Genomic DNA, 10,054 nt, shown 5'->3' on the forward strand with positions numbered 1-10,054 from the left:
GCAGCCACACGCGAGCGGGTGGAAGCGCTGGGCGCCAGCGCCGTGCTGCTCGTGCCGCTGCGTGCCGGCGGGCGGGCGATCGGCGCGCTGCATCTGGTGCGCGCGATGCCGGGCGCGTCGCACACGACGGACGAGGTCCAGATCGCCGATCAGTTCGCCGGCCTTGCGGCCTTGGCGCTCGAGAACGCGCGACTGTATCAGGAATCGCGACGGGCGGTCCGCGAGCGCGACGACATGCTGGCGATCGTGTCGCACGATCTGCGTAACCCGGTGAATGCGATCGTGATGCTGACCGGTGCCGTGCTGAGTCGTGATCCCGGCGACGAGCGCCCGCTGCTGATGGAGCGTGAGGATGTCGAAGCGATCCGTGGCGCTGCCCGTCAGGCCGATGGGTTGATCCAGGATCTCCAGGACGTTTCGCGCATTGCCAATGCGCGACTTCGCGTGGAGCGTCGGCCCGTGTTCCTCTCCGACTTGGTGAAGGAATCGGCCGACATGTTCGAGCCGGTGATGGAAGACGCCGTGCTGCGTTTCGTGCGGCGCATCGACGATCATCTCCCGCCGGTGCAGGCCGACCAACGTCGCCTGCAGCAAGTGCTCTCCAATCTCCTCGGGAACGCCTTGCGGTTCACGCCGCATGGCGGAGAGGTCGTGCTCACAGCGACGTGCGATGACCGTCAGGTGCGGATTAGTGTGCGCGACACGGGGCCCGGCGTGTCGGCCGAGGATGTGCCGCGGCTCTTCGAGCGCCATTGGCAGGCGCCGCGTCTGCTGCGTGCGGGCTCGGGCCTTGGGTTGTTCATTGCGAAAGGGATCATCGACGCGCACGGCGGCGAGATCGGCGTTGACAGCGAGCTGGGCAAGGGCAGCGAGTTCTGGTTCACCGTGCCGCGCTAGCGCTTCGCACGCTAGCCGAACAGCGTTTCCCGCGCGGCTTCCGTAATCGCCACCACCGCAGGATGTGCCAGCTTTCGCTCGGCGCTGATGGCATAGAAACGTTCCCGAACCGTTGGAAGTTGGCCGACCACGCGCACGTTGTATTGACGTCGGATCTGCGCCTCCACCACCGACGGTGCGGCGAACAGCCCCATGCCCTCCTGCCCGAACACCTGCAGTAGGGCCACGTCCTCGGATTCGCAGACGATCAGCGGTCGGACATCGGCCTCGACGCTCCAGGCGTCGAGCGATCGCCGCATCGCCGTGTTTGGCGTGGGCATGATGAACGGAGCGCCCGTGAGCGATTCTGGAAACTTGCGCCGGTACTTCGCGGCAAGGGTTTCGGTGCCGAACACCGTGAGCCCGCACTCGCCAAGCAGGTGATTGAACAACGCCACCGGCAGGGATGGCGAGTACGGGGCATCGGCCAGGACGACGTCGAGCGCGTGAACCGCCAAGTCGGCCACCAAGCGTTCCGTCTTGTCGATGCGACAGGTCAGGCGCAGTCCGGGCGTCGACTCGAGCGCCGGTCGGAGCAATCGCCACGTGGTGAGCTTGGGCAGCGAATCCGAAATCCCCACGACCAACCGGGTCGGCGAGCGGCCGTCGCCGCGCGCCAGCGCATCGGTGAGCTCGCGTCCGGTGCGAAAGATCTCGTCGGCGTAGTGAAAGACGAGATGCCCTGTCTCGGTGAGTACCAGCGCGCGGCCGCGCCGGATGAAGAGCGGCGAGCCGAGCGACCGCTCCAGAAGCTTGAGCTGCGCGCTGATCGTGGGCTGGGTGAGGTGCAGCACCGTGGTGGCGCGCGCGATGCTGCCTTCGCGCGCCACCGTCCAGAAGTACAGCAGATGCTGGTAGTTCAGCGTGTTCAGCGAGGGGAGCATCGGTCAGTCGAGGGTGACGGGCGCCACGGGTGAGGCGTGCTGCACATCAGCGCGGCTCCTTACCGAGAGGGGTTTCGTACTTGGCGCCGCGCACCACCGCCACGTCGCTCACGTAGGCAATCACGGAGTAATCGGTGAAGTAGCGTATCGCGAGCTGCTCGACGATGCGCTCGGCGACGGTCGCCGAGACGATGCTTTCGATGCGCACGTTCACACCGGGGATCTCGGCGGCGTGCAGCGCGCGCGATCCTTCGCCGCGCCCGTCGACGACCGTGAACCCCGTGGCGCCAAGGGCGAGCAACTCCGTGGTGATGCGCGCTTCGAGCACGGGCTCGGCGATGATGGTGATGAGCTTCAGCGGATGCGTATGCATGATGGAGGCCTCAGGTGCGCAGCGCCGTGGCGATGGTGTGATAGATGGGAATGCCCGCAAGGATGTTGAAGGGAAACGTGATGGCCAGCGACGCCGTGAGGGTGTAGGTGGGATTCGCTTCCGGCAGCGTGAGACGGACGGCTGGCGGCGCCGCGATGTAGCTGGCGCTCGACGCCATGGTGGCGAGGACGGTGGCGCCGCCCACGGAGAGTCCGGCCCAGGTGCCCAGCAGCGCGCCCAGCGTCCCGTTCACGATCGGCATCAGCATGCCGAACGCCAGCAGGAACGGACCCACCTTCTTGAGATCGCCGAGACGGGCACCGGCCACGATCCCCATCTCGAGCAGGAACAGCATCAGCGCGCCCTTGAAGCCGCTGTCGAAGAACGGAGAGACCGCGGTCCATCCCGAGCTGCCCATGAGCACCCCGACGAATAGCCCCCCCACGAGCAGGATCATCGTGCGTCCAGTGAGAACTTCGTGCAGCACGGCTCCCATGCCGCTGCCCGTCACGGTGCCCGCGGCCTTCTGCAGCTTCGCACGCTCCACGGCTCCGATCAGGAGCGCGATATGGATGCCGGGGCTTTCGAGCAGCGTGAGCAGCGTGGGCATGAACCCTTCGGCTGGCGTCCCGACTCGCTGCGCGAACTGTTGGGCGGCGATGAAGGTGACGGCGCTGACGGAGCCGTAATGCGCCGCCATCGCGGCGCTGTCGATGGCACCGAAGCGCCCCGCATAACGCATGGTGGTGTAGGTGATGAGCGGGGTGATCGTGCCCAGTAGCAGCGTGGCACCAACCGGCAGGAGCACGGCGTCGAGTGACGCGTGCGACAGCTCCACGCCGCCTTTGAGGCCCAGGGCGAAGAGCAGGTAGATCGAGAGCGAGGCGTAAAGATCCTTCGGCAACGCGAGCTCGCTCTTGACCAAGCGGGCAATGACCCCGAGGGCAAAGGCGAGTGGAATCGGCGAGAGCAGGTTGGCCTGCAGCGTGTGGAGAAGCGTCATGTTCCCATGATGGTGCGCCCTCGATAAAAGGGCAAAACGATTGTTTAATCGCAATAGATAGATAAAACCTATGTATGTGAACAGGTACAAAAAACGCCGCAGTCCCGAGGGGACGCGGCGCTCTGTGGATCCGGAAATCCGGACCGGCTTAGTGCTTGGCCTCGGCGGCGGGCGCCGCTTCGTGGGCGGCCTCGCCGTGACCGGCGGCCTCACTGTGCTTGGCGTTGTCTTCCGCGTGATACACCTGGAAGTTCATCGGGTCGCGCGGATGCCGATATGTATTCTTGTGGATCGTGTAGGCGGTGAACAACAGCCCCAGCGTGGCTACCGTGGTCACGGCGGCGGCGGGCCAGCCAAGCTTATTCGGATCGTACGCGACACTCATGAAGACACCCCGACGGGAAAGCGCAAACGGCGAAATTTGAACTTCAGCACAGGAAAGCTACACAAGGCCACGTCATTCTTCCACCCTCGGGCCCGTATCGGTGGCCTGGTCGAGGAGGCGGGCGGGGATGATCGCCGCGCTGCCGTACCGGCCCCGGATCTGATCGAGGGCCCGTGTCAGCGCCCGATCCTTGGCATTCTCGACCGGGTCCCCATCCGCCGGAAGGGGCGGAGGGGCGAAGAAGCCCAGCTGCACGGCGTGACCGGTCCCCGCCGCGTCGTCGTCGAAGTGGGACAGCCCGATGCCCAGCAGCCGCACCCCCACACGCCGTTTGCCCCGCAGCGTTCGGTACAGCCCCCGCGCCGCCTTGATGACCGATTTCTCGGACTCGATCGGTTGAGCCAGCGTGCGCTGGGCCGACCGCGTCGTGAAGTCGGCGTCTTTCAGCTTCACCGTCACCGTTCTCGCCCGGAGTCCCTGGCGGCGCAGGTCGGTGCTGACGCGGACTGCTAACCGGAGCAGTTCGCGCTCGAGCTGGTCGTCGTCGTGCAGGTCGCGCCCGAAGGTCTCCTCACGGCTCACCTGCTTCTGCACCTCGCGGGGGGTCACGATGCTGTCATCGATGCCCCGCACGCGGCGGTACAGCCACGCGCCGGCGCGCGCGCCAAGCCGCGCCTGCAGGTCGGTCTCGCTCCACCGCTGCGCCTCCGCGATGGTATCCAGTCCCATGCGCGCCAGCGTCGCCGAGAAGCGTGGGCCGACCATGGGCAAGTCGGCCAGCCTGAACGGCCCCAGAAACGTCGCCTCGGTCCCTGGCTCCACGCAGCGCACCCCGGTGGCGCCCGTGCCGGGCTTTGGCTTGGCGAGTTCCACCGCCATCTTCGCCACCAGGCGCGATGTCCCGCCGCCGATCGATACCGTGAGTCCGGTGGCGGCGAACACCGCGTCCCGCAGCCGATGCGCGGTGGCCTCGAGCGACTCGTGGCCGTAGAGCGCTTCCGTGCCGCCCATGTCGCAGTACCACTCGTCGATACTCGACGCCTGGACGATCGGGGCGAACCTGGCCAGCACCTGCTGGATCTCCTTGCTGCGAGCGCTGCAGGCGCCGCGAGGCACCGGCACACACGTGGCCTGCGGGCACAGCTTGAGGGCACGCGAGATCGGCATCGCCGAGCGTACGCCATAGGCCCGGCATTCATACGACGCGCTGCACACCACGCCGCGCGAGCCCGGTCGCCCGCCGACGATCAGCAGCCTCGCCTTTCCGGCACCCTCCGGGTCTTCCTGGCGCGCGACGGCTACGAAGAACGCGTCGGCGTCGACCAGCAGAATGCGGCGTGGCGAAAGAGTGGTCATGGACGGAGGATGCGGTGGCCCTGACGCAAGCTAGCGGCAATCTTGCAGGATGACGCCTGCCATCCTGCTCGTGCGAAAGGCCAAGATTGCGCATGACGTGCTCGCCTACGAGCACGACCCGGCCGCCGAGTCCTATGGCCGCGAAGCCGTCGATGCCCTGCGACTCGAGCCCGCCACGGTGTTCAAGACGCTGGTGGCCGATGCGGAAGGCGTGGGACTCGTGTGCGCGGTGGTGCCCGTGCTCATGATGCTCGACCTGAAGGCGCTGGCCGATGCCGTCGGCGCACGGCGTGTTCGCATGGCCGACCCGGCGGCGGCAGAACGGGCGACCGGCTACGTGGTGGGGGGGATCAGTCCGCTGGGGCAGAAGAAGCAACTGCCCGTGGTGGTCGATGCGAGTGCGCTCGCCTTCGATCGCATCTACGTGAGCGCCGGCCGTCGCGGTCTTGAACTGTCGCTGGCCCCGATGGATCTGGTGAAGCTCGCGCGCGGACGGACCGGGCCGATCGCGCGCGCGTAGCGGCCCGTTACACCGCGCGGGGGCGCGACGGCCCTTCCGCGAGCTCGTCCAGCGCCGGGCCGCGGCCGCGGGCCTCTACCGCCCACCGTGTTTCCACCGCGTGTCCGCGCACGCCGATGATCTCGTCGAACAGGTGCACCACGATGCAGACGTGGTTCGGCACCACGCGCACTTGATCTCCGAGACGGGGGCGCCACGCGGTCTTGGAGAGGTCCAGGATGCCATGTTCTTCGGACATCCGGGAGACCACGACCTCCGGGTGGTCGAGCAGTGCGCCATAGCCGTCACCCTCGGCGCGCAGCGGCTCGCGCCCCAATGCCTTGGTACCGGCATCGATCACCGCCTGGCCCTTCACGGCGACGCTCACCACCGTGGCCAGCACCGTCAGCGCGCAGTCATCCCAGTCGCAGGCGCCGATCAGGGCGGTGGTGCGATCGTTGTACACGTAGGTGCCCGGGCGCACTTCGTTCACACCGGGGACTTCGTGCATGCGCCACGCCGCCGGCGTTGAGCCACCGCTCACGATGCGCGGCGGAAGTCCCGCTGCGTCGAGCGCGGTGACGTAGCGGGCAATGTCCGCCCCCAGCTGCGAGAGGGCCGCGCCCTGAGCGCCCACCTCGTCGCGAATGTGTCCGGGATAAAAGAGCATCCCGGCGAAGTTCAGCGCGGAGGCGCGGTCGATGTGCTGCGCGATCGCGACGGCACGGTCGGGGGACGACACTCCGACGCGGTGCATGCCGAGATCCGCTTCAACCAGCACATCGAACTGCCGCTGGCCGAGCCGGGCCGCCACGTTGAGGGCATCGAGCGCCTGGGCGTCGTCCGCGGCCACGGTGACGCGCACGTCCTGCGGCAACCGGGCCAGCCGTTCCAGCCGCGCCGCCCCCACCGGCGGATACGCGACCAACAGGTCGTCGCACACATCGGCCATCACCTCAGCCTCGCGCAGCGTGGCGCACGTGAGTCCGATCGCCCCCAGCCGCAGCTGCTCAGCGGCAATCCGCGGTGACTTGTGCGTCTTCACATGCGGCCGCAACTGGAGCCCGTGCAGGGTAGCATATGCGGCCATTCGGTCCAGATTGAACGCGAGCCGATCCATGTCGACGATCGGTACCGGTGTCTCGAGCTGTTCGAGATACGTCGTCATCGCGCCCCCTTCCCGTCGAGACTGTAGAAAATGCCACACGCAGATGCGCCGTTCGATCGTCCGTGGACACCCGTCGTCCTTCCTGACCTCCCGCCGCCTGCGGGAGCCTACTCTCCGGGCGTGCGCACCGCAAATGCCGGGCAGCTACTGTTCGTCTCGGGGCAGACCCCGCGCGATCAGGCCACCGGGGAGATCATCGACGGGGACGTCGAGGCGCAGACGCGCCTCACGCTGGCGAACATGGAGCGCATCCTGATCGCGGGGGGCGCCACCCTGGCCAACGTGGTCAGTCTCACGGTGTATCTGGCCGATGAGAATGACTGGGGAACGTTCGATCGCGTGTATCGGACGGTGTTCTCCGCGCCGTACCCGGCGCGCGCGGTCGTCGGCGCCTCGCTGCGCGGTATCCGCGTCGAGATTTCGGCGATCGCGGCACTCTAGGCGCGCGTCATGACGCCCCCGTGGATCGTGGTCTACGCCATGCACCGACCGTTCCGTGTGCGGTGCGACGCCGAGTTACGCGCGTTGGGGGCACGGGTGCGTCTCGCCAGCCGGCAGGCGGAACTCGTCAAGGCGCTCGGAGCAGGAACCACGGCGGCCGTCATCGTGAGCGATGATGGCCGCGACGCGGAGGTGGTGCGCGAGGCGACGGAGGGCAAACCGATACCCGTCATTCGGCACGCGCCCGATGAATCGATCGAAGCGGTCGTCGCGCGAGCGTTCGCCGTGATGGCGTGGCCGGTCGAGTCGTCAGACGTGCCGCGCCATCCCTGAGGCCGTTCCGTTCAGGCGGCGCGGCGCCGGTCAGCCATCGCCTTTCAGACGGCGAAGTTCGCGCCGGTCGCGCTTGCCGGGTTTGCTATCGCCAAAGGCGAACGCCGTTGGCATATCGCGCAGCTGCTGTTGCGCGGCCAAGCGCTTTCGCAGCCCGTCGGCTGTCTCCTCGTACAGCCGCTGGGCGATTTCGGCGCTTCCCCGACGCTCGGCGACGTCCAGTACCCGAAGCTGCCACTCGACCGGGCCCTGCCGAAGCCGGATCTCGTCGCCGGCGTGCACCAGCTTCGCTCGCTTCGCCCGGTCGCCATTGACCTCGACCTTGCCGCCGTCGATGGCCTCAGCGGCGAGCGCCCGCGTCTTGAAGAAGCGCGCGGCCCAGAGCCACTTATCGAGGCGCACCTTGCCCGCGGATCCCTGCTCGTCCTCGTGCATCGGTTAAGGCGCCCCCTCGGCCCCGAAGGCGTCCTCATCGAAGACGAGGTCGTCATCGTCCACATCCGCATCGTCGTCGTCCACCTCGTCGCCGTCGGGCAGTCCCTCGAGCGCGAGATCCGCGTTGGCAACGCGGTCCGTGACTCCTACGGACGAGGCGGCCTGCGCTTCCGCTGAGCGGACCTCGCGGATGCGCGTGGCCGCGCCGGCAAACACCGAGCGCACGGCGGGATTCGACGTCTGCCCGCTCGCGCGATGCTCGAGCAGTGGAACGAGCGCCATGATCGCGTCCAACTCCGCGTCGGCATCCCCATGGTCGGCGATGGCCAGCAGCATGGTCACGACCTCGTCGCACGCATCGGCCATCCGACCGGACGTGGCGGCATCGGGACCGGGGACCTTCGTCCCTCGTGCGATTGCGGCCACTCGCTCGCGCAGGACGGCGGCGTCGGTCTGAAAGCGATGCACCAGGTATTCTCGAGCGGTCGTACTCATCGGCGATGCCTCCTCATCCGCTCACGCGGGTTCGTTGCGGGTGATGCCGAGGTCATCGCGCGCCACGCGCCACGCCCCCATCCAGGCATCGGCGACGACCGCTGGCGCCACACCGATGCGGCCGCAGCGCGACACGAAATCCTCCCACCACCCGTGCTCGAGCGCATCGAGCACGTCGAGCAACTGCCCGAGCGGCAGCCGACGATCGAGCAACACGTCGCGCAGCGCGCTTGGCAGCGTCACGCGTTCGGCCAGCATCGATCCGGACGCGCCGAGGCCAAACTCCAGCGTCGAGAGCAGGCCGGCGAGCAGTCGCATCCGCGGGTGTGGGGCACTGTCGAGCGCCGCGCCAACCTGCTCGCAGGTGCGCGCGCGACGCAGGGCGGTGAATCCGACCTCGGGATCGTGAGCCGCCTCGCCGATCAGCCGCGCCGCCACCGACACCAGTCGATCCATGATCGCGTCACGTCCGAGCAGGGAAAGGGCATGGGTCACCGACCGTGGCCCGCGTACGCTGAGCGACGAGGATCCCAAGGCTCGCAACAACGACGCCGCGAGATGCGGGTCGTCGTGGACGTACGCGTCGAACGAGGCGTCGGTCGGCCGGCCATCGGCGAACGCCGCCAGCATCGTGATCGCGCGAAGGGCGCTTTCCTCGGTGGTCCGGTTCACCGGGGCGCCGGCTCCGCGTGCCAGGAGGCGTCCGCTGTACAACGGCGCACCCGCTTCCAGCACACGATGGCGCGTGAAGCGGTCGTCGACCCCCCGCACGAGCGGGCGGAGCCCGGCCTCGAGAAGCGTCTGCACGCGACTGATGAGGGTGCCGGGTGGCGTGCGTGCGGCGTCCAGGACGATGGTGCTGCCGACCAGCGAGGGGGGAAGGGGGTTTCCGTCGGGGAACCCTTGCAGCGCAAAGTGAAAGCCAGCGCCGAGCAGGCGGTCGACGGCGCGCCACGTGGCGGCATCCTCGAGCGACTCCGTCGCCAGGAGCCAGACGGCGTCGGCCGAGGCAAAACGGGTGATGGTGCCTTGGCGCACCACCGCGGGCGTGATCGGTACCACCAGACTCCGACCAGCGAGACGGGTCAGTGTGCCCACCATGTTCACGACGCGGTTCGCGTCATCGTCCGCGTCCGACTCGGTGCGGCGTGGCTCTGACGGGCAGGTCGAGACGGCGTAGCCCATCACCCGATCCCGTCGGTCGCGAATCGGCATCAACGAGGTCAGCATACACGCCTCTGTCTCATGAGGCGTGCCCAGCCGGCGCTTCGGGCGGCGTGCGCGCGGCGCGGGCCAGCACCGCGTTGAAGTACGTCGCCTCCCCGGTCACGTCACGCACCACATAGGGGGCGAGCCAGTCGGGGAGCGCCGGGCGGTCATCGAGCCCCGAAAGCTCGACTTCGGCGAGCACGAGGTCGCGATCGAGAAACACATCGATCTCCCACGCGTAAGCTGCATCGCGCACGACATGTCGATGTTTGCGCACGCGCGCCTCGGCCGTGAGTGGCCACATCGCGTCAAAGAGCTCACGGCTCGTGCCCTCGTCAATCTCGACGCGGGCCTCAGCGGGGCCGAGTTTCACGTTGCGCCAGCACACGACCGTGCCGTCAGGATGCGTGGAACGACGCACCCGCTCGCGCAACGCCGTTCCCGGCAGCCAGCCCTGCTCGATCAGCGTGGGCGGAACCGCGGCGGCCAACGGCGGCAGGCTCGTGAGCAGGTACTTTCGCTCGATCTCGAGCGGTA

The 10,054-nt window shown here is 68.1% G+C and carries 14 protein-coding genes; 4 read left to right on the forward strand and 10 right to left on the reverse strand.

All coding sequences use genetic code 11. The features are described 5' to 3' along the window. On the forward strand, positions 1-897 hold an 897-nt coding region (locus tag ACIRA7_RS12145), incomplete at its 5' end, for an ATP-binding protein (protein ID WP_396221109.1). Between the two features lie 11 nt (positions 898-908). Here ACIRA7_RS12145 and ACIRA7_RS12150 read toward each other — a convergent pair. From ACIRA7_RS12150 to ACIRA7_RS12170, 5 genes are all read right to left on the reverse strand, one after another. Beyond that, complete coding sequence (locus ACIRA7_RS12150) at positions 909-1,820, reverse strand: LysR family transcriptional regulator (protein WP_396221110.1); 912 nt, start codon at positions 1,818-1,820, stop codon at positions 909-911. Positions 1,821-1,866: 46 nt separating this feature from the next. Then, positions 1,867-2,193: a P-II family nitrogen regulator gene (locus ACIRA7_RS12155; RefSeq protein WP_396221111.1), complete on the reverse strand. Its 327-nt coding sequence runs from the start codon at positions 2,191-2,193 to the stop codon at positions 1,867-1,869. 10 nt (positions 2,194-2,203) lie between these two features. Beyond that, complete coding sequence (locus tag ACIRA7_RS12160; RefSeq protein ID WP_396221112.1) at positions 2,204-3,196, reverse strand: sodium-dependent bicarbonate transport family permease; 993 nt, start codon at positions 3,194-3,196, stop codon at positions 2,204-2,206. A 148-nt stretch (positions 3,197-3,344) separates the two neighbouring features. Continuing rightward, on the reverse strand, positions 3,345-3,581 hold the full coding sequence (locus ACIRA7_RS12165) for a hypothetical protein (RefSeq protein WP_396221113.1): 237 nt from the start codon (positions 3,579-3,581) through the stop codon (positions 3,345-3,347). Positions 3,582-3,653: 72 nt separating this feature from the next. Next, entirely contained in the window at positions 3,654-4,937 is a 1,284-nt protein-coding gene (locus tag ACIRA7_RS12170) for a DNA polymerase thumb domain-containing protein (protein WP_396221114.1), read from the reverse strand. 49 nt (positions 4,938-4,986) lie between these two features. Between ACIRA7_RS12170 and ybaK the strand changes: the two genes are divergently transcribed. Further along, positions 4,987-5,457, forward strand: a complete 471-nt coding sequence (gene ybaK, locus ACIRA7_RS12175) for a Cys-tRNA(Pro) deacylase (protein WP_396221115.1) — start codon at positions 4,987-4,989, stop codon at positions 5,455-5,457. Positions 5,458-5,464: 7 nt separating this feature from the next. Here the strand turns inward: ybaK and ACIRA7_RS12180 are convergent, their stop codons facing one another. Then, positions 5,465-6,604, reverse strand: a complete 1,140-nt coding sequence (locus ACIRA7_RS12180; protein ID WP_396221116.1) for an alanine racemase — start codon at positions 6,602-6,604, stop codon at positions 5,465-5,467. A 30-nt stretch (positions 6,605-6,634) separates the two neighbouring features. On the opposite strand from ACIRA7_RS12180, the gene ACIRA7_RS12185 reads away from it, so the two are divergent. Beyond that, complete coding sequence (locus ACIRA7_RS12185) at positions 6,635-7,045, forward strand: RidA family protein (protein ID WP_396221117.1); 411 nt, start codon at positions 6,635-6,637, stop codon at positions 7,043-7,045. A 9-nt stretch (positions 7,046-7,054) separates the two neighbouring features. After that, on the forward strand, positions 7,055-7,378 hold the full coding sequence (locus ACIRA7_RS12190) for a hypothetical protein (RefSeq protein ID WP_396221118.1): 324 nt from the start codon (positions 7,055-7,057) through the stop codon (positions 7,376-7,378). Between the two features lie 30 nt (positions 7,379-7,408). Here the strand turns inward: ACIRA7_RS12190 and ACIRA7_RS12195 are convergent, their stop codons facing one another. From ACIRA7_RS12195 to ACIRA7_RS12210, 4 genes are all read right to left on the reverse strand, one after another. Continuing rightward, positions 7,409-7,813 (reverse strand): RNA-binding S4 domain-containing protein, encoded by a 405-nt coding sequence (locus tag ACIRA7_RS12195; RefSeq protein ID WP_396221119.1) that lies wholly within the window; start codon positions 7,811-7,813, stop codon positions 7,409-7,411. A 3-nt stretch (positions 7,814-7,816) separates the two neighbouring features. Then, positions 7,817-8,308: a hypothetical protein gene (locus ACIRA7_RS12200; RefSeq protein ID WP_396221120.1), complete on the reverse strand. Its 492-nt coding sequence runs from the start codon at positions 8,306-8,308 to the stop codon at positions 7,817-7,819. Between the two features lie 21 nt (positions 8,309-8,329). Further along, positions 8,330-9,538 carry a hypothetical protein gene (locus tag ACIRA7_RS12205; protein ID WP_396221121.1) on the reverse strand — a complete coding sequence of 403 codons (1,209 nt, stop codon included), beginning with the start codon at positions 9,536-9,538 and terminating at the stop codon, positions 8,330-8,332. 13 nt (positions 9,539-9,551) lie between these two features. Next, positions 9,552-10,054 (reverse strand): hypothetical protein (locus ACIRA7_RS12210; protein ID WP_396221122.1); only part of this gene is annotated, 503 nt, incomplete at its 5' end.

The sequence above is a fragment of the Gemmatimonas sp. genome (assembly GCF_044376735.1).
Taxonomy (GTDB): domain Bacteria; phylum Gemmatimonadota; class Gemmatimonadetes; order Gemmatimonadales; family Gemmatimonadaceae; genus Gemmatimonas.

What these genes read in the sequence shown, in the direction of transcription:
- ACIRA7_RS12150 (WP_396221110.1), bottom strand. Translation starts at nt 1,820, where the DNA reads ATGCTCCCCTCGCTGAACACGCTGAACTACCAGCATCTGCTGTACTTC.
- ACIRA7_RS12155 (WP_396221111.1), bottom strand. Translation starts at nt 2,193, where the DNA reads ATGCATACGCATCCGCTGAAGCTCATCACCATCATCGCCGAGCCCGTG.
- ACIRA7_RS12160 (WP_396221112.1), bottom strand. Translation starts at nt 3,196, where the DNA reads ATGACGCTTCTCCACACGCTGCAGGCCAACCTGCTCTCGCCGATTCCA.
- ACIRA7_RS12165 (WP_396221113.1), bottom strand. Translation starts at nt 3,581, where the DNA reads ATGAGTGTCGCGTACGATCCGAATAAGCTTGGCTGGCCCGCCGCCGCC.
- ACIRA7_RS12170 (WP_396221114.1), bottom strand. Translation starts at nt 4,937, where the DNA reads ATGACCACTCTTTCGCCACGCCGCATTCTGCTGGTCGACGCCGACGCG.
- ybaK (WP_396221115.1), top strand. Translation starts at nt 4,987, where the DNA reads ATGACGCCTGCCATCCTGCTCGTGCGAAAGGCCAAGATTGCGCATGAC.
- ACIRA7_RS12180 (WP_396221116.1), bottom strand. Translation starts at nt 6,604, where the DNA reads ATGACGACGTATCTCGAACAGCTCGAGACACCGGTACCGATCGTCGAC.
- ACIRA7_RS12185 (WP_396221117.1), top strand. Translation starts at nt 6,635, where the DNA reads ATGCCACACGCAGATGCGCCGTTCGATCGTCCGTGGACACCCGTCGTC.
- ACIRA7_RS12190 (WP_396221118.1), top strand. Translation starts at nt 7,055, where the DNA reads ATGACGCCCCCGTGGATCGTGGTCTACGCCATGCACCGACCGTTCCGT.
- ACIRA7_RS12195 (WP_396221119.1), bottom strand. Translation starts at nt 7,813, where the DNA reads ATGCACGAGGACGAGCAGGGATCCGCGGGCAAGGTGCGCCTCGATAAG.
- ACIRA7_RS12200 (WP_396221120.1), bottom strand. Translation starts at nt 8,308, where the DNA reads ATGAGTACGACCGCTCGAGAATACCTGGTGCATCGCTTTCAGACCGAC.
- ACIRA7_RS12205 (WP_396221121.1), bottom strand. Translation starts at nt 9,538, where the DNA reads ATGCTGACCTCGTTGATGCCGATTCGCGACCGACGGGATCGGGTGATG.